Consider the following 17,422-nt stretch of genomic DNA (forward strand, 5'->3'; position numbering starts at 1 on the left):
TGCGCCGGAGATGGGCAATCCGCCATTCATCCCTCTTGATTGATTCTTTTTATGTCCGAACCCACCCTCCAGGCTTCGTCCACACCGGCTGATGCGGCCCTGCTGCTTGAAGTCGCCGAACTGGTCGTGAGCGCCTTGAATCTGGAAGTTGCCGCAGCCGACGTGCAGGCTGACGAGCCCCTGTATGGCGACGGACTGGGCCTGGATTCCATCGACATTCTTGAAATCGCGCTGGTGGTGTCCAAACGCTACGGCCTGCAGTTGCGCGCGGACCAGGAAGACAACCACGCGATTTTTCATTCGCTGCGCAGCCTGGGCAACCATATAGCGGCCCACCGGACCCAGTGAGCACCTCGCTGGCGACACGTTTGGGGCAAGCCTGTCGTTGGGGATTCATCGGCGTTCTGGCCGTTGGCTACGCACTGCTTTCCCATCTGACCGCTACGTCGGCAACGCATGATTTGTGGGGCGCCGTGGTCGCCGTCACGCCCATGCTCGGGCTGGCATTTCTGATGGCATGGCGCTCGGACCGGCGCGGGTTCATGCTGCCGCTTTGGCTGGCGGCTGGCGCTTTGCTCTACGTTAGCAAGGACTGGCTGATCACCCATTACAACTGGGTGTTCCTGCTGGAGCATGCAGGCACCTATGGGCTGCTTTGCGCCAGTTTCGGCCTGACTTTGCGCCACGGCGAAACGCCGATGATCTCGCGCTTTGCCAGCCTGCTGCAGGGCACCCTTTCCCCTGCGCTCAGGGCTTACACCCGCGCTGCCACCTGGGCCTGGACGCTGTATTTCGGTGGCATAGCAGGGCTTTCGCTGTTGCTGTTCTGGCTGGCTCCTGTCCAGGTCTGGTCGGCGTTTGCCTATCTCTTGGGCATTCCCTTGCTGGTGCTGATGTTCGCGGGGGAATACGCGGCACGCTGCTATGTCCTGCCAGCCGCAGACCGGGCCGGGCCGCTGGAGGCGATTCGGGCCTACCGGCAATCCTCCTCAAAAGGCACTGCAGCGCCTTGCAAGCAGCCATGACCGCCTTTCCTCTCGTCACGCACGCGCAGGCTGAAGACCTGATCGCCTGCGGCCATGACCAGCCCATCACCGTGGCGCATTTCCTGGCCGATGTCAGGCAGCTTGCCGCCGCATTGCCGGCCGGCCGGCATGTGCTGAATGTCTGCACCGACCGCTACCGGTTTGCCGTCGGCCTGGCCGCCGCCTTGCTGGCCGGCAAGATCAGCCTGCTGCCGCCCACGCTCACGCCGGAGATGATGCGCCAGGTCAAAAGCTTTGCGCCGGATGTGTTTTGCCTGACGGACCAGGCCATGGCCATAGCCCTGCCGCAGCTCGCCTGGGCAGATGCCGTGCCAGCCCGCGCACCGGCTGACGCGCAAACCGGCCCCAGCGACATTCCCCTGATTCCGGCATCGCAAACGGCCGCCATCCTGTTCACCTCCGGCTCGACCGGCCTGCCTGTGGCACACCGCAAAGGCTGGGGCGAGCTGGTGCTGAGCGTGCGTGCCGAAGCCGCCCGCCTGGGCCTGCTCGATGGACGGCGCCACAGCATCGTGGCCACGGTGCCGCCGCAGCACATGTTTGGACTGGAGTCTTCGGTGCTGCTCCCCCTGCAAAGCGGCGCCATCATGAGTGCGGCGCATCCGTTTTACCCGGCTGACATCTGCTCGGCATTGGCTGCGGCGGCCCGTCCCCGCCTGCTGGTGACCACGCCGGTGCATTTGAAGGTCTTGCTGGCCGCCGGCCTGGACCTACCCGTGGCCGACCTGGTGCTGACGGCAACGGCGCCTCTGCCGCCCCAGTTGGCGCTGGCCGCAGAGGCGGGTCTGAAGGCGCCGCTGCTGGAGATATACGGTTCGACCGAAACCGGCCAGATCGCGTCCCGGCGGACCACGCAAACTTTTGAATGGACACTGTTCCCGGATGTCACGCTGCACCCACTGGAAGGCCGCGTCTGGGCTTCGGGCGGGCATCTGGCGCAGGCCATGCCGCTGGGCGATGAGCTTGAACTGCTGGATGCCGAACGCTTTCTCCTGCATGGCCGTACCGCCGACCTGATCAACATCGCCGGCAAGCGCAGTTCCCTCGGTTACCTGAACCATCAGCTCAATGCGGTGCCTGGCGTGATTGATGGGGCGTTTTTCATGCCCGATGAGGGCGACGGCGGCCACGTCACACGCCTGACCGCCTTTGCGGTCGCCCCCGGTCTGACGCCGGCCCAGCTGCGGACGGCGCTGCGCGAGCGGATTGACGCCATGTTCATGCCTCGGCCGCTGGTGCTGCTGGAGTCGCTGCCGCGCAACAGCACCGGAAAATTACCGCGCAGCGCGCTGGAAACGCTGGCGCGTCATCACCGCAGAAGGGACAAGCCATGAGCGGTGAAACCACGCTTTTCATCGCACCGGACCACCCGGCTTTCGCCGGGCATTTCCCCGGAATGCCGATCCTGCCCGGGGTGGTGCTGCTCGACGCCGCTGTCCATGCCGTGTCGCAAGCGCTCGGTGCGTCCGCATCGAGCCCTGCGATTTGCCAGATCAGTTCCGCCAAATTCCTCAGCCCGGTGGGTCCGGGCGAGACCCTGAGCCTGTCCTGGACCTCTTCCGCCTCGGGCAGCGTGCGCTTCGACATTGCGTGCGGAAGCCGAAAAATAGCCACGGGCACACTGGTGGTGCCACTGGCGCCATGAAACCGGCGCGCCCTACCACAGCGTCGGCAAGCGCGCAATGGCAACAAAATCCCGAGCGCAGCAGCCTGTTCATGCTGCGCGTGATGACCTGGCTGTCGCTACGGCTGGGGCGAAGGGCCAGCCGCGTCGTCCTCTACGGGATTGCAGCCTACTTCCTGGCCTTCGCGCCGGCAGCCCGCCGCATGTCGGGCCTTTATTTGCGCCGCGTGCTCAAGCTGCCATCAAACGCCGCAGTCGGGTGGCTGCATCTGTTCCGGCATTTTTTCAGTTTTGCAGCGGCGGTCCATGACCGGATTTACCTGCTCAACGACCGCTTCGACCTGTTCGATATACGCGTTCACAACCAGTCTCTGGTGGACGATATCCTGGCCGACGGCCAGGGCATTTTCCTGATCGGCGCGCACCTCGGAAGCTTCGAGGTGCTGCGGGCACTCGGCCGCAAGCAGCCCGGCCTGCGCGTGGCCATGATGATGTACGAGGAAAACGCCCGCAAGATCAACGCGACGCTCAGCGCCATCAACCCGAATGCGCAGCAGGACATCATCGCCCTGGGCCATATTGGCTCGATGATCCAGGCGCATGAGCTGCTGGCGCAAGGCAGCATCGTCGGCATGCTCGGAGACCGCTCATTGGGCAATGATGACACCCGCCCCATCCATTTTCTGGGCGATCCAGCCGAACTGCCGCTTGGTCCCTTCCGCATGGCGGCCATCATGAAACGCCCGGTCTTGTTCATGACAGGCTTGTACCGGGGCGGCAACCGCTACGACATCCACTTTGAGGCGCTGGCCGATTTCTCCGCCTTGCCGCCGCGCGGCCGGACGCTGGCGGTGGAGGACGCCATGACCCGTTATGCTGCGCTGATGGAGCAGTACTGCTACAGCGCGCCCTACAACTGGTTCAACTTTTTTGACTTCTGGCAGGTTGGCGCGCCTCGATTGCCGCGAACCCTCACCCCCTCCGCAGAAACCCCTGAAACATGAAGCTTTCTCCTGAATTGCCCCAACTTCCCTTCTTTGCTACTGGCTTGCCGCGCCGCGCCGTGCAATTGACTGCATGGGCGATGGGCTTGGCACTGGCGGCGTTCAGCCCGGCAGCCTTCGCGGCCTGGGACTTGCAGCAATTGATGGACTCGCTGGCGCAGAACAAATCCGGCCATGCCACTTTTGTCGAGAAAAAATACATCGCCGTGCTCGACAAACCCGTCGAATCCTCAGGCGAACTGCTCTACACCGCGCCGGACGGGCTGGAGAAACGCACGCTCAAGCCCAAGCCGGAATCCATGATCGTGAACGGCGATGAACTGCTCATCGAACGCGGTCGCCAAAAACACCGACTCCAGCTGCAGGCCTACCCGGAACTGGCGGCCTTCATCGACAGCATTCGCGGCACCCTGGCCGGCGACCGCAAGGCGCTGGAACGCAGCTACCGGCTGAGCCTGGATGGCAGCGCCGAACGCTGGAGCCTGCAACTGCTGCCGCTGGATGAAAAAATGCAGGCCGTCATCCAGCGCATCACGATTGCAGGAGTTCGCGATCAGGTGCGCAGCATTGAAATCACCCAGGCCGATGGTGACCGCTCCGTAATGAACATCGACAAGCTGGCGACGCCGTGATGGGTTGGACGCGCCGCCATGGCATGACGGCGATTGCGCTGTGGCTGGCCTTCTTGCTGGGCTGCGGCGCCATCATCAGCCGCACGACCTTCACCACCGATCTGTCGGCATTTCTGCCTCGAACGCCCACGCCCGAGCAGCAATTGCTGATGGACCAGCTGCGTGACGGCCTGGCGTCGCGCCTGATCCTGGTGGGCATTGAAGGCGCCGACGCGCCCACGCGCGCCGCGCTTTCCAAACAAATCGCCCTGCGCCTGCGCGCCGATCCTGCTTTTGTCAGCGTCAACAATGGCGAGCCCGTGAACACCGGGCTCGACCAGGCTTTCCTGTTCAAGCACCGTTACCTGCTGAGCCCTACCGTGACGCCCGCGCGATTCAGCGCCGACGGCCTGCATGCCGCCTTGAGCGACAGCATCGACCTGCTCGCCTCGCCGGCCGGGCTGCTGGCCAAGGGCTTGCTGCCGCGCGACCCGACCGGCGAAATGGTGCAGTTGCTGGAGCAGCTCAACAGCGGCAGCCGGCCGCACCTGGTGGACGGCGCCTGGGCCTCGCGCGATGGCGCGCGCGCCCTGCTGCTGCTGCAGACACGCGCGGCAGGCTCCGACACCGATGCCCAGCAAGGCGCGATGGCCGCCATCCAGCAGGCGTTTGACACGGCAGCCGGCGGCACGGCGGCTGCCAAGCTGGTGATGACCGGCCCCGGCGTGTTTTCAGTCACCTCGCGCGACACCATCAAAAGCCAGGTCAGCCGCCTGTCGCTCATCAGCGTGGTCCTGATTGCGGCGCTGCTGCTGCTGGTGTACCGATCATTCAGCGCGCTGGCATTGGGTTATTTGCCGGTCATCAGCGGCGCGCTGGCCGGCATTGCAGCGGTCAGCCTGGGGTTTGGGTCGGTGCACGGCATCACCCTGGGATTCGGCACCGCCCTGATCGGCGAAGCGGTGGACTATTCCATCTACCTGTTCGTGCAATCCGAAGAAGGCGCGGACAAGCAGCAGGACTGGGTCAAGCGCTTCTGGCCCACTATCCGCCTGGGTGTGCTGACGTCCATCGTCGGGTTTGCATCCCTGCTGCTGTCCGGTTTTCCGGGCTTGGCGCAACTGGGCCTGTATTCGATTGCCGGGCTGGTCGCCGCCGCGCTGGTGACCCGTTTTGTACTGCCGCATCTGCTGCCGGAAAAGTTCCGCATCCATGATGTCTCGGCCATCGGCCGGGTGCTGGCCCGGCTGGCGCGGTACGCCCCGGCGCTGCGCTGGCCGGCGGTCATGCTGCTGCTGCTGGCCTGCGGCATCCTGGCCGCCCAACGCAGCAGCCTGTTGAACGACAAGATATCTTCATTAAGCCCGGTGTCGCAGGCCGATGTCGCGCTTGACGAGCGCTTGCGCGCCGACATGGGCGCGCCCGATGTGCGCTATCTGGTGGTCGTTGCCGGCACCAGCCGGGAAGCCGTCCTGCGTTCGTCCGAGCAGGTTTCCGAAGTGCTGCAAACGCAGGTCGATCAGGGCGAACTGGCCGGGTTCGAGAGCCCCAGCCGCTACCTCCCCAGCACCCAAACACAACTGGCACGCCAGGCCAGCCTGCCCCCGCCCGCAGTGCTCGAAGCGCGCCTGACCCAGGCGGTGCAGGGCTTGCCGGTCAGCGCACCCGTGTTCAAGCCGTTTCTGGCCGATGTCGAAGTTGCCCGCAGCCAGCCTTTGCTAAAGCCTGCCGACCTTGAGAAAACCTCCATGGTCATGGCGATTGATGCCTTGCTGATTGAAAAAAACCAGCAGTGGCGAGCCTTGCTGCCGCTGACCGCAACGCAGGGCGGCAGCATCAACGCGGCCCGCATTCGCGCGGCATTGAGCGCAAGCCGTCTGGCCGATGTGATGCTGGTGGACATGAAAGCCGAGTCGGACCGACTCTATTCAGGCTATCTGCATGAAGCCGTGCTGCTGTCGCTCAGTGGCGTGGCCGCCATTGTCGGCTTGCTGCTGCTGGTTTTCCGCTCGCCGATGCGCGTGCTCCGGGTCATTGCGCCGCTGGTCGCTGCGGTGATTACCGTCACGGCCGGATTGGCCCTGCTGGGCCAGTCGCTGATCATTCTGCATCTGGTGGGCTTGCTGCTGGTGGTCGCGGTGGGATCGAACTACGCGCTGTTTTTTGACCGGCCCGATCCGGGCGTGCCGCTCTCGCCGCGCACCCTGGTTTCGATGCTGTTTGCCAACCTCACCACGGTCGCAGGTTTTGGCCTGCTGGCGTTTTCCGAGGTGTCCCTGCTGCAGGCCATGGGCGCCACGGTGGCACCGGGCGTCATCCTGGCACTGCTGTATTCAGCGATTTTCGCCCGGCAAGCCGATGCTTGATGCACGCTGGCAACCGGGAATCTTGCTGCGCGCCTCTGGCGCCCTGCATGTGCTCGCCGTGGCCGCCATCATCCTGGAGCCCGGACAGTGGCGCTGGGCGCTGGGGGCCGTGGTCGTCAATCACCTGCTGATGGCGGCCATCGGCCTGTGGCCGCGCAGCCACTGGCTGGGTCCGAACTGGACCCGGCTGCCGGCCGCCGCGACGGCCAGGAATGAAATCGCCCTGACCATCGACGATGGCCCCGATCCCGTCGTCACCCCGCTGGTGCTGGATGTTCTGGAACGGTATGGCGCCCGTGCGACATTTTTTTGCATCGGCGAAAAAGCCGTGCGTTATCCGGAGCTATGCCTGGAGATCATCCGTCGCGGCCATGCCATTGAAAACCACAGCCAGCACCATCGCCATCATTTTTCCCTGACGGGCCCGCGTGGCATGCGGCGTGAAATACAGGCGGCCCAGGACACGCTGACCCGTGTTTGCGGCCAGCGTCCGCTGTTTTTTCGGGCGCCGGCCGGCTTGCGCAACCCTTTCCTCGACCCGGTGCTGCATCAACTGGGGCTGACCCTGGCCAGCTGGTCGGCGCGCGGTTTCGACACCCGGGTCAAGGATGCCGAACGCGTCAAAAACAAGTTATTGCCGGGCTTGCGGGCCGGCGCCATCCTGCTGCTGCATGATGGCAATGCGGCACGTACCGCCAGCGGCACCCCGGTGATTCTCGACGTGCTGCCGGCCCTGCTGGAGCGCGCCGCAGCGGCCCGGCTGCGCACGGTGACCTTGCGCCAGGCCGTCTCTTGACGACCCGCCCGGCAAGCCGCGCCCCGTGGTATCGGCAGGCTGCCGAGGTCATCCCCCGGCATTTTTATGTAAAAAGCATCGGCACGACGCTGTTCATCAGCCTGTTTTTCGGCGCCTATTTCTACCTGCTCAAGCACCCCGCCTATCCCATCACGGTGATGCCCAGAACCTGGCTGGACAGCCTGATCGGCTTTGAGCCGATGGCCCTGCCGGTGTACCTGTCGCTGTGGGTCTATGTGTCGCTACCGCCCGCATTGCTGGCCACGCGGCAAGAACTCTACGGCTACGGCATGGCGATGGGATTGACCTGTCTGGCGGGGCTGGCCATTTTCTATGTCTGGCCCACGGCCGCACCGGCCGCTGACATCGACTGGAGCCGCTACCCGCAGATGCATTTCCTGAAAAACATGGATGCCTCGGGCAATGCCTGCCCGTCCCTGCATGTGGCCACCGCCTTTTTCTCGGCTGTCTGGCTGCACCACCTGCTGCGCCGCCTGGGCAGCCCGTGGTGGCTGCTGCTGATCAACGGCGCCTGGTGTACCGCCATCGTCTATTCCACATTGGCCACGCGCCAGCATGTGGCCGTGGACATCGAAGCCGGCCTGCTGCTTGGCGGGCTCGCGGCCTGGCTGTCGTTGCGCTACCGCGTGCGCACCAAAGGCGCGGCTCAAGCGGACTTGCCCGTTGCGCCAGAGCCAGCCCTGCATTTGCTAAAGTAGCCCCTTTTCTAGATTGGTTTCCCCTGTCCCCTCTCTGGCTCTCCCATTACACCGCGACCAGCGGCCTCGGCATCGGCCTGCAACCGTCGCTGGCGGCGCTGCGCCAGCAGCGTGGCGGCTTGCTGCCATGCACCTTCGACACGGTGGACCTGCCGACGTTTACCGCTGAAATCCCAGGCGTTGATGGGGTGCAGCTTCCCGCGCCGCTGGCCCGATTCGATTGCCGCAACAACCGGCTGGCCCTGCTCGGCTTGCGGCAGGACGGTTTTTCCGAAGCCGTGGCGGCCGCCGCCCACAAATATGGCGCCCAACGCATCGGCGTATTCATCGGCACCAGCACCTCCGGCATTCTTCAAACCGAACTGGCTTACCGCCGGCTGGACCCGGCCAGCGGTGCATTTCCGGCTGATTTTGTTTACGCCAGCACGCACAACACCTTCTCGGTCGCCGATTTCACGCGTCATTATTTTGGCTTGAGCGGACCGGCTGCCGTGGTGTCATCGGCCTGCTCTTCCAGCGCCAAGGTGTTTGCCTCGGCACGCCGCATGCTGGCGGCAGGACTGATCGATGCGGCCGTGGTGGGCGGGGTCGATTCGCTGTGCCTGACCACGCTGTATGGTTTTAATTCCCTGGGCCTGATTTCCACGCGGCCCTGCCGTCCGTTCGACGCCGGCCGCGATGGCATTTCCATCGGCGAAGCCGCCGCTTTTGCCCTGCTGGAGCGGCTGCCGGAGTCACTCGATAAAAATGCCGTGCTGCTGCTGGGAGTGGGCGAATCCAGCGATGCGCACCACATGTCCTCGCCCCATCCCGACGGCCTGGGCGCGCGCATGGCGATGCAGGCTGCGCTCAAGATGGCCGGCCTCGGCCCGGACGATATTGATTACATCAACCTGCATGGCACCGCCACGCCCAGCAATGATGCGGCCGAGGCCAAGGCCGTCAGCGCGCTGTTCGGCGCCAGCACGCCCTGCAGTTCGACCAAAGGCGCCACCGGCCACACGCTGGGCGCGGCGGGCGGACTGGAAGCGGTGGTCTGCGCGCTGGCGCTGCGGCACGGTTTTCTGCCGGGCGGCCTGAACACGCAGCAGCTTGATCCGGCGCTGCACCTCAACTACCTGCTCGAAAACCGCGAGCAGCCTGTCAGCCGCGTGCTGAGCAATTCCTTCGGTTTCGGCGGCACCAATTGCAGCCTGGTTTTCGGCCGCGCCGGTTAACGCGCAATGCTCAAGACAAACCAGATGACGCAGCACTTCGCAACTTCCGCACCCACTCTCACCGTCTTTGTCGAAGGCATTGGCCTGCTGGGTCCCGGCCTGTCCGGCTGGAACCAGAGCCGCGCGCAGCTTCAGGGAAGCATGCCCTACCAAACCGCACGAAGCATCTTGCCGCTGCCCATGGCGCTTCCTCCGGCCGAGCGCCGCCGCGCTGGCGCCGTGGTCAGGGTCTCGCTGGCCATCGGCCAGGAAGCGGTGACCGCATCCGGCCTGCAGGCCAGCCTGCTGCCTTCGGTGTTTTCATCATCCAGCGGCGACGCCATCAATTGCCATGAAATCTGCAGTGCGCTGGCCTCCAGCGACCGGCTGATATCGCCGACCCGTTTTCACAACTCGGTGCATAACGCCTCGTCAGGCTACTGGAGCATTTCAAGCGCTTCCATGGCCTCCTCGTCGGTGCTCTGCGCGCATGACGCCAGCTTTTCGGCCGGCCTGCTCGAAGCGATGACACAAGTCGCGGTGGAACAGACGGCGGTGCTGCTTATCGCTTACGACACCGATTACCCCGAGCCGCTGCGCAGCGTGCGGCCCCTGCCGGACACCTTTGGTATCGCTCTGGTGCTGGCCCCCCGGGGCAGCGAACGCAGCCTGGCCCGCTGGAGCCTGGCGCCAGCCACCTGCTTTAGCAGTACGGCGGCAGACGGCCTGGCCGATGCGGCCCTCGAACAATTGCGTAAAAGCATTCCGGCCGCACGCGGCTTGCCGCTGCTGCGCAGTGTTGCGCTGCAAGGCCAGGGCGAGGTCGTGCTGGACTACCTCGAAAACCTGCAACTGGCCGTGCAGGTGGCGCCATGCCGCTAAAGCCTTCAGTGCTTCCTGGCATGCTGGAGCACGACGATATTGCGCGACGCATCCCCCATCAGGCAAGCATGTGCCTGCTCGACCGCGTGACCAGCTGGGACACGGGCCAGATCAGCTGCGAGGCCAGCAGCCACCTTTCGCCCGACAATCCCTTGCGCTCGCACGGACGCCTGGGCGCCGCATGCGGCATTGAATACGCCGCGCAGGCCATGGCGGTGCATGGCGCGCTGATCGCCGAAGCCAGCGCCGGCGAGGCACAGCATGGCCCGCAGATCGGCTACCTGGCCAGCGTGCGAAGCGTGATGCTGCACGTCGAAAGGCTCGATGACCTGGACATGGCGCTACTCATCCGTGCCGAACGCATGAGCGGCGACGACAGCACGATTCTTTACAGCTTCACGGTTCATGGCGGGCCGGTGCTGCTGCTTTCGGGGCGCACCGTGGTCGTGCTCAATGCCGCGAACCTGGCGCTGCCGGGCCGCTCAAACCAGCCAGCCTTGCCACTTCCGGTTCACCCCTTATGAATCAAACCAGCCCTCGCAAGCGTGCCCTGGTCACCGGCGGCAGTGGCGGCATCGGCTCGGCCATCTGCCGGCAACTGGCCGCCGACGGCTTTCACGTCATCGTGCATGCCAACCGCAGCCTGGAAGCTGCCCAGACCCTGGTCGCTCAAATCCGGGCCGCTGGCGGCCATGCGCAGGCACGGGCCTTCGACGTGACCGATGCAGCGGCCACTGCCGCCGCGCTGGAGTTGCTGCTGGCGGACGGCCCAATCCAGGTGGTGGTGAACAATGCCGGCATTCACGATGACGCGGTTTTTCCAGGCATGCAGCTCAGGCAATGGCAGCAGGTGATTGACGTGTCGTTGAATGGCTTTTTTCATGTCACCCAGCCCTTGATGATGCCCATGATCCGCACCCGCTGGGGCCGCATCATCACCATCACGTCGGTGGCTGCCGTGGCCGGCAACCGGGGCCAGGTGAACTATTCGGCCGCCAAGGGCGCGCTGCATTCGGCCACCAAGTCGCTGGCGCTGGAAGTGGCCAGCCGAGGCATCACCGTCAACGCCGTGGCGCCCGGCATCATTGCCACGCCGATGAGCCGGGGCAGCTTTGATCCAGCCGCCATTGCTCAACTGGTGCCGATGAAGCGCCCTGGCCGGCCCGAGGAAGTGGCCGACCTGGTCAGTTTCCTCGCATCAGAAAAGTCAGCCTACATCAGCGGACAGGTGATTTCCATCAATGGCGGGATGATTTAGCCCCACGCTTTTCACTGCGCGCAAGGCGCCGCGCCAGCAGCTGCGGCAAACGCAGCAAAAAACCCACGAACAGGCGACTGTGCATCCAGGTGAGCAGGAGGTTGTCGCGCAGGTAGTTGAAATGCGAAACGCCGCCTTCATCGGCACGGAAGTAGCGCACCACCGCAGGCAGATTCAGGGGTTTGACGCCCAGCCAGCACATGCGCACGACGGCTTCCGGGTCGAAATCGAAGCGGCGCATCCAGCGCTGTCCCAGCATGACGCGCCGCAGCGGCGCAATCGGATAGACGCGAAATCCGAACAGCGAATCGCCAATGCCGGCCCAGAGCGTTTCCAGATTGGCCCACCAGTTCGACACCTTGCGCCCGTTGACCCGAAGGCGTGGCGCATCGGCGGCGAACACCGGCACACCCAGCACCATGGCGGTGGGCCGGGCGCTTGACGCCGCCATGAAGTCGGGAATCAGGTAGGCCGGGTGCTGGCCATCTGAATCCATGGTCAGCGCATGCGTGAAGCCCTCTGCCGCAGCCAGGTCCAGCCCGTGCAGCACGGCAGCACCCTTGCCGACGTTGCGGGGCAGCACCAGAACGCGCAGGCCTTCATCGTTCGCCGCCATCGCCTGCAGGCCTTCGGCGCTGCCGTCGGTGCTGCCGTCCACCACCACCCAGACCGGCGTCCATTGCGCGCGCGCCGAACGCACCGTCTCATAGACCTTGGGGCCGGGGTTGTAGCTGGGAATCAGCACCAGATGGGTCCGTGAAACGCCGGGAGGGGAAGCATTCATCACGAGGTAATCCGGGCTAAACATAAAACAAACCGCCTCAAGACGCCGCTGACACGGGAAAGTCCGGCAGTTGCGCGTGCGCCAGCTCGGCCTGGAAATACTGCTCCAGCTCGCTGACAAAAAGCGCCGTGTTCTGCGGTGGATCAAAGCGCTTGCCAAGCCGGATGCGGTAAGTAATCGGCATTTTGGGTGTCCGCCACACGGACCAACCCTTGCCCAGAAAACCCGAATCGGTTTCAATGAAAACCGTCTGCACCGCAACGCCCGCATGCTTGGCAATCAGCCCCGTCGTGCCCTGCATGGCACCCACGGGAAACCGGCTGGTGCGCGTACCTTCGGGAAACAGCAGCAGATGGCTGCCCTGGTGCAAATCGGCCATGGACAATTGCACCATGGTGCGAAGCGGCGTGTTGCGTATGTAGCCGACCAGCCGGGAGCCGGCACCAAAAAAAGGGCTGTTCACGATATCGGCCTTCATGATGCAGACCGCGCCCGGAAGACGCGACAGGATCATGAGGGCATCGAGCAATGACGGATGGTTGGGCGCGATGATCATGGCCGGGGCGCCCTGCAGGCTGTCGAGTGCCGTCAAGTCGAAGCGGCAGGCGCCCATGACGCTTAAAAAACGCAGATAGACGCGAAATGTCGCGCCGACCAACTGGCGGCCCCACCGTTTGCTCAGCACCCTCGGCAGCGCCATGCGCATCGGAAGCGCCACGACCGACACCGTGAGGCAAATCAGCCCCAGGCCGAGGTAGCCCAGGCAGAGCCTGACGGTTTCATGCAGGGCTCTGCCATCGGCAGCCACGCTGGCCTGCTTGTTCAGTAAAGCATTCGACTTGTTATCCATAAGCTTGGTGCATGCAGCCGCCTTTTCAGGTGCTGCCGTCTTGACGCCATCAAGCTGGCGAATGGGAGGTTGTGCAAGCGCGACAGGTTTACTTTGTGGCACGGCAAGTTTTGATGAAGGGTCGCCAGCCCGGTCGGCAGAAGAACGCTGAATTTACCATGCATCGCAGGACGTCCAATCCTCGCCGATTCCCCAGAGGGTCTTCGCGGATACAGAGCCGATTGCGCTGCGATTGCAGGCCAAGACCGGGCACGGGTTCCTGGTGATGCGGGAGGCGCACCGCCGCTACACTGGCTTCACCCGCGCATTCAACTGAACTGCTTACCGACAAAGGGACAGCCGGCTTGAGCGCTATCGACTCTTGAAAGCGTCGCCCACGCACCATGAACCGCCATCCTGCTGACCCGACCTTTCTTGCCAGACTGTCAACGCGGCTCCACGGCAAGACGCACAACGCACTGCGCGTGGCCTTGAGCCAGTACGTCACCAACGGCCTGAGCGTCGCGCTCGGCCTGGTGCTGATCATGCTGGCGCTGTTCGAGTCGGCCGGCCTGGCGGCTGCGGCCAGTGCGGCGGTCGGCGTCATCATCACCAGCCTGCCGGACGTTCCCTCGCCGCGCCGGCGCAAGATCATGCAGGTGCTGCCCGCGCCAGTGCTGGGCACGCCGCTGTTCATGCTGGTGCAGCTGACCCGCCAGGACGCCCTGCTGCTGGGCGGCGTGCTGGTGGCCGGCACCTTTCTGGCCGTGATGATGATGGCCTGGGGCAAGCGCGGCGGGCCGATCTGCTTTTCGCTGCTGTTTTCGATGCTGTTCTCGATGGCCGCGCCGCCGATGAACTCGCTGGAAGAGATCTTCGTGCACACCGGCTGGTTTGCGGCCGGCGCCGGGCTCTACCTGCTCTGGGCGGTGCTGACCACGCACCTGCTCAACCAGCGCTTTCGGGCGCAGCTGCTGGCCGAATGCCTGCACAGCTTTGCCAGCATCTTGCGCATCCAGGCCCGGCGCTTTGGCCCCGAGCCCGACCACCAGGCGCTGCTCGAAGCCATGCTGGACCAGCAGGCCAACTTTGCCGACCAGCTGCAGGACACCCGCAACGTGGTGCTGGAGTCGCCCACCACCCGCCCGCGCCAGCAATATGCCGCCATGCTGCTGAGCCAGCTGGAGGCGCGCGACCACCAGCTGGCCTGCGACCTGGACCTGGATGTGCTGCTGGAGCAGCAAGCCACCGCACCGCATCTGCCCGCCTTGCAGCAGGCGCTGAACGACACCGCTGACGAACTGCAGGCGCTGGGCATGGCCTTGCTGCTCGGCCGCAGCCAGCCGTCGATTCGCCCGATTCCCGACCTGCGCCCGCAACTGGCCAGCGTCCTGCCGCCCCGCCCGGCCGCAAGCCCGCCGCTGGTGCCCCAGCCCATGCGCACCGATGCACCCGATGCGCCCGCCTTGCTGCGCAACATGGCCGACCGCATTGGCCACATCAACGACGAGGCGGTCAAGCTCGCGGCGCTGGCGCGTGGCGACGTGGCGCCCGAACTGAGTCTGGTGCGCAGCCAGTGGCAGCTGTTCGTCGGCACCACCAAATGGAGCGGCAAACCGCTGCTGGGCCAGCTGAGCTGGCGCGCACCCACGCTGCGCTATGCGCTGCGGGCCACGCTGGCGGTGGCGGCAGGCTATGCAATTTCGCTGCACCTGCCCTGGGCCACGCACGAATACTGGATATTGATCACCATCGTCGTCGTGATGCGCGGCAACCTGGCGCAGACCGTTCAGCGCCGCAATGCGCGCGTTGCCGGCACGGTGCTCGGCTGCCTGCTGGTGATGGCCCTGCTCATGACCCATCCGGGCGCAAAAATGCTGTTCCTGGTGGTGGCCCTGAGCACCGGCATCGCGCATGCGTTTGCCCTGCGCCGCTACCTGTACACGACGATTGCAGCCACGGTCAGCGGCCTGCTGCAGGCGCATCTGCTGCTGGTCGGCCTGCGGCCCACGTTTGCGATTGGCGAGCGGCTGGCCGACACGCTGCTCGGCGCGCTGCTGGCCTGGCTGTTCAGCTATGTGCTGCCATCGTGGGAACGCAGCCAGATCCCGGGCCTGGTCAAGCGCAGCATGCAGGCGCAGGGCCAGCATGCCAAACTGGCGCTGGCCCTGCTGGACACGGCGCAGACTTCGGATGTGAACTGGCGGCTGGCGCGCCGCGAAGCCTACGACAGCCTGTCGGCGCTGACGCTGGCCACCCAGCGCAGCCTGGCCGAGCCGCGCCAGGTGCGCCCGCCGCTGGAGCCGCTCGAAGCCCTGCAGGCGCGCAGCTACCAGTTGCTGGCCCAGTTGACGGCCGTCAAGTCTTTATTGCTGCTGCGGCGCGGCCAGCTTGACCTGGCGCTGGCCACGCCCGCGCTGGAGCGCGCCGCCCAATGCATTGAAGCCGAACTCTCCAGCACAGCGCCCGCCGCACCGGCTGACAGCCCGGCCAGCTTCAGCATTGCAGGCCAGCCCTACCTGGAGCGGCCCGACATGCTGGTGGCAGCCGACCTGACGCCCTGGCTGCTGCGCCGCCTGCAACTGGCCTGCGCCATGGCCAGGGAGTTGCGGCTGGCGGCCAGCCGCGTGCAGGTCTGAAGCCATTTTCTAGCATCAAATAGGCCTCTTGCGCAGGCGTAGTCTGCGCAAGAGGCTATGAATTCAATAGCAAAAAACCGCTGGATTCCTTGAACACCGTGATGGGAAGTCAGGGTGATTCCGTACATGGACGCTCCCGGTTTGCCAAGCCTTCATTGGTGATGACTCAAAGGTAAAGATTGCACCCGTACATTCGTATATGGACGCTCCCGGTTTGCCAAGCGTATATGGACGCTCCCGGTTTGCCAAGCGCTCAATTCATGACGGTTCAAAAGGTAAAGATTGCACCCGTATATTCGGACTTTGTGCGTGACTTTGAGTCACTGTCCCTGATGGAATTTGCTGGTTGACGCCCCTATCGGACTGACGCACTCTGAGTGCACGAATGTACTCGGGCTTTGCCAACCACGGTCTTACCTGTTTTGCCATCACTTCATGCTCGCCTGAGCAATCGTGGATTCTGTTTCCCCCCTGCTTTATCGTTGTTTTACTGTTTCACTCCTGTCTGCCTATGCACCCACCGTGGCGCTCGCGTAATCAGATCGGAACTCCCGGTCATGCGCCAGCAATGCCCATACGATCCTGGCATTCTTATTTGCCAGTGCAACCGCGGCCACGTTTTTATTGCGGCGACTGACGATCCCATTGATCCAACCGCAGGTGTCGGGTTTTTTATCGGCCCGAGAAACTACTGACCGCGCTCCGTGTATCAGCATGGTGCGAAGGTACGTGTCACCGCGTTTGCTGATTCCCAGAAGGTTCTGTTTTCCACCGCTTGAATGCTGCTTGGGAACAAGGCCCAGCCAAGCGGCTACTTGACGCCCGTTGTCAAAGCTCCTGGCGTCACCAATCGAGGCAACCAGGGCGCTGGCCGTGATGGGACCAATACCCGGAACCTTTGCCAGCTTGCTGCTGGCAGCACTCTGGCGGTGCCACTTGACGATTTGCTTCTCCAGATCGTCAACTTGGCGGTCCAGTTCCTTGAGATGATCGAGCAAACGCTGAACAAGCAATCGAAAGGATCCGGGCAGCTCGTTGCTGGCATCTTCAATCAGTTCGGGCACCCGGCTGGCGATATGCCCAATGCCTTGGGGAACCGTCAAGCCGAACTCGGCCAGCAGGCCCCGGATCTGGTTGGCCTGCGCGGTCCGGGCCTTCACAAAGCCCTGGCGCACCCGGTGCAGCGCCAGAACGGCTTGCTGCTCGACATTCTTGATCGGCACGAAGCGCATGTTGGGCCGGGCCACCGCTTCGCAAATCGCCTCGGCATCGGCCGCATCGTTCTTGTTGGTCTTGACATACGGCTTGACGAACTGCGGTGCCATCAATTTGACAGTGTGGCCAAAGCCCTGAAGCTTGCGCGCCCAGTGGTGGGCGCTGCCGCACGCTTCCATGCCGATCAGGCACGGTGGCAGGTTCACGAAGAACTCGGCCATCTGGTCGCGGCGTAATTGCTTCTTGATAACAACCTTTCCATGCTCATTTACACCGTGCAACTGGAAGAGGTTTTTGGCCAAATCAATGCCTACTGTTGTGATCTTCATGGCGGACGCTCCTGTCTGTTTCCAAGTGGTTGATAAACACTTCCACTTTGGCACACCGTGATGCCGTTTAGGGTGGGAGCGTCCATCCCATTGGACTTTAAGTGTGACTTTGAATCACTGTCCC

Annotated in this window: 15 protein-coding genes and 1 pseudogene; 13 read left to right on the plus strand and 3 right to left on the minus strand. The window is 64.1% G+C overall.

Annotated elements, in window-relative coordinates:
- Positions 1-51 precede the first annotated feature (51 nt).
- The 12 genes and pseudogenes from ABLV49_RS13610 (at position 52) to fabG (ending at position 11,502) form a co-directional block, all read left to right on the plus strand.
- Complete coding sequence (locus ABLV49_RS13610) at positions 52-348, plus strand: phosphopantetheine-binding protein (RefSeq protein WP_011800784.1); 297 nt, start codon at positions 52-54, stop codon at positions 346-348.
- Positions 345-1,025: a hypothetical protein gene (locus tag ABLV49_RS13615; RefSeq protein WP_349277161.1), complete on the plus strand. Its 681-nt coding sequence runs from the start codon at positions 345-347 to the stop codon at positions 1,023-1,025. Before ABLV49_RS13610 ends, ABLV49_RS13615 begins: the two co-directional genes overlap by 4 nt.
- Positions 1,022-2,691, plus strand: a pseudogene (locus tag ABLV49_RS13620) (AMP-binding protein). Before ABLV49_RS13615 ends, ABLV49_RS13620 begins: the two are co-directional and overlap by 4 nt.
- A complete protein-coding gene (locus ABLV49_RS13630; RefSeq protein WP_349277166.1) occupies positions 2,688-3,674 on the plus strand; it encodes an acyl-CoA synthetase in 987 nt (328 codons plus the stop codon). The pseudogene ABLV49_RS13620 and the gene ABLV49_RS13630 overlap by 4 nt, the downstream one beginning before the upstream one ends.
- A complete protein-coding gene (locus tag ABLV49_RS13635) occupies positions 3,671-4,306 on the plus strand; it encodes a LolA-related protein (RefSeq protein WP_349277168.1) in 636 nt (211 codons plus the stop codon). The genes ABLV49_RS13630 and ABLV49_RS13635 overlap by 4 nt, the downstream gene beginning before the upstream one ends.
- Complete coding sequence (locus ABLV49_RS13640; protein WP_349277169.1) at positions 4,306-6,651, plus strand: MMPL family transporter; 2,346 nt, start codon at positions 4,306-4,308, stop codon at positions 6,649-6,651. The genes ABLV49_RS13635 and ABLV49_RS13640 overlap by 1 nt, the downstream gene beginning before the upstream one ends.
- The gene (locus ABLV49_RS13645) at positions 6,644-7,447 is read left to right on the plus strand and encodes a polysaccharide deacetylase family protein (RefSeq protein WP_349277171.1); all 804 of its coding nucleotides are present in this window, start codon (positions 6,644-6,646) and stop codon (positions 7,445-7,447) included. The genes ABLV49_RS13640 and ABLV49_RS13645 overlap by 8 nt, the downstream gene beginning before the upstream one ends.
- Positions 7,444-8,166, plus strand: a complete 723-nt coding sequence (locus ABLV49_RS13650) for a phosphatase PAP2 family protein (protein WP_349277173.1) — start codon at positions 7,444-7,446, stop codon at positions 8,164-8,166. Before ABLV49_RS13645 ends, ABLV49_RS13650 begins: the two co-directional genes overlap by 4 nt.
- A gap of 23 nt (positions 8,167-8,189) precedes the next feature.
- A complete protein-coding gene (locus ABLV49_RS13655; protein WP_349281722.1) occupies positions 8,190-9,383 on the plus strand; it encodes a beta-ketoacyl-[acyl-carrier-protein] synthase family protein in 1,194 nt (397 codons plus the stop codon).
- Between the two features lie 6 nt (positions 9,384-9,389).
- Positions 9,390-10,244, plus strand: coding sequence for a beta-ketoacyl synthase chain length factor (locus tag ABLV49_RS13660; RefSeq protein WP_349277174.1), 855 nt, complete (start codon positions 9,390-9,392; stop codon positions 10,242-10,244).
- A 20-nt stretch (positions 10,245-10,264) separates the two neighbouring features.
- The gene (locus ABLV49_RS13665) at positions 10,265-10,768 is read left to right on the plus strand and encodes a hotdog family protein (RefSeq protein ID WP_349277176.1); all 504 of its coding nucleotides are present in this window, start codon (positions 10,265-10,267) and stop codon (positions 10,766-10,768) included.
- A complete protein-coding gene (fabG, locus tag ABLV49_RS13670) occupies positions 10,765-11,502 on the plus strand; it encodes a 3-oxoacyl-ACP reductase FabG (RefSeq protein ID WP_349277178.1) in 738 nt (245 codons plus the stop codon). Before ABLV49_RS13665 ends, fabG begins: the two co-directional genes overlap by 4 nt.
- Here the strand turns inward: fabG and ABLV49_RS13675 are convergent.
- Both ABLV49_RS13675 and ABLV49_RS13680 read right to left on the minus strand, forming a co-directional pair.
- Positions 11,483-12,286, minus strand: coding sequence for a glycosyltransferase family 2 protein (locus ABLV49_RS13675; RefSeq protein ID WP_349277180.1), 804 nt, complete (start codon positions 12,284-12,286; stop codon positions 11,483-11,485). The two genes, fabG and ABLV49_RS13675, sit on opposite strands and share 20 nt — an antisense overlap.
- 37 nt (positions 12,287-12,323) lie before the next feature.
- The gene (locus ABLV49_RS13680; RefSeq protein ID WP_349277182.1) at positions 12,324-13,136 is read right to left on the minus strand and encodes a lysophospholipid acyltransferase family protein; all 813 of its coding nucleotides are present in this window, start codon (positions 13,134-13,136) and stop codon (positions 12,324-12,326) included.
- A 383-nt stretch (positions 13,137-13,519) separates the two neighbouring features.
- Here ABLV49_RS13680 and ABLV49_RS13685 point away from each other — a divergent pair, with 383 nt between their 5' ends.
- Positions 13,520-15,754: an FUSC family protein gene (locus ABLV49_RS13685; protein WP_349277184.1), complete on the plus strand. Its 2,235-nt coding sequence runs from the start codon at positions 13,520-13,522 to the stop codon at positions 15,752-15,754.
- Between the two features lie 509 nt (positions 15,755-16,263).
- Here the strand turns inward: ABLV49_RS13685 and ABLV49_RS13690 are convergent.
- Entirely contained in the window at positions 16,264-17,298 is a 1,035-nt protein-coding gene (locus ABLV49_RS13690) for an IS110 family transposase (protein WP_349281724.1), read from the minus strand.
- Between the last annotated feature and the right edge of the window lie 124 nt (positions 17,299-17,422).

The organism is Polaromonas hydrogenivorans (assembly GCF_040105105.1).
Lineage (GTDB): Bacteria > Pseudomonadota > Gammaproteobacteria > Burkholderiales > Burkholderiaceae_C > Polaromonas > Polaromonas hydrogenivorans.

Coding starts and splice junctions, on each gene's coding strand:
- ABLV49_RS13610 (WP_011800784.1), top strand. CDS start 52: ATGTCCGAACCCACCCTCCAGGCTTCGTCCACACCGGCTGATGCGGCC.
- ABLV49_RS13630 (WP_349277166.1), top strand. CDS start 2,688: ATGAAACCGGCGCGCCCTACCACAGCGTCGGCAAGCGCGCAATGGCAA.
- ABLV49_RS13635 (WP_349277168.1), top strand. CDS start 3,671: ATGAAGCTTTCTCCTGAATTGCCCCAACTTCCCTTCTTTGCTACTGGC.
- ABLV49_RS13640 (WP_349277169.1), top strand. CDS start 4,306: ATGGGTTGGACGCGCCGCCATGGCATGACGGCGATTGCGCTGTGGCTG.
- ABLV49_RS13645 (WP_349277171.1), top strand. CDS start 6,644: ATGCTTGATGCACGCTGGCAACCGGGAATCTTGCTGCGCGCCTCTGGC.
- ABLV49_RS13660 (WP_349277174.1), top strand. CDS start 9,390: ATGCTCAAGACAAACCAGATGACGCAGCACTTCGCAACTTCCGCACCC.
- ABLV49_RS13665 (WP_349277176.1), top strand. CDS start 10,265: ATGCTGGAGCACGACGATATTGCGCGACGCATCCCCCATCAGGCAAGC.
- fabG (WP_349277178.1), top strand. CDS start 10,765: ATGAATCAAACCAGCCCTCGCAAGCGTGCCCTGGTCACCGGCGGCAGT.
- ABLV49_RS13675 (WP_349277180.1), bottom strand. CDS start 12,286: ATGAATGCTTCCCCTCCCGGCGTTTCACGGACCCATCTGGTGCTGATT.
- ABLV49_RS13680 (WP_349277182.1), bottom strand. CDS start 13,136: ATGGATAACAAGTCGAATGCTTTACTGAACAAGCAGGCCAGCGTGGCT.
- ABLV49_RS13685 (WP_349277184.1), top strand. CDS start 13,520: ATGAACCGCCATCCTGCTGACCCGACCTTTCTTGCCAGACTGTCAACG.
- ABLV49_RS13690 (WP_349281724.1), bottom strand. CDS start 17,298: ATGAAGATCACAACAGTAGGCATTGATTTGGCCAAAAACCTCTTCCAG.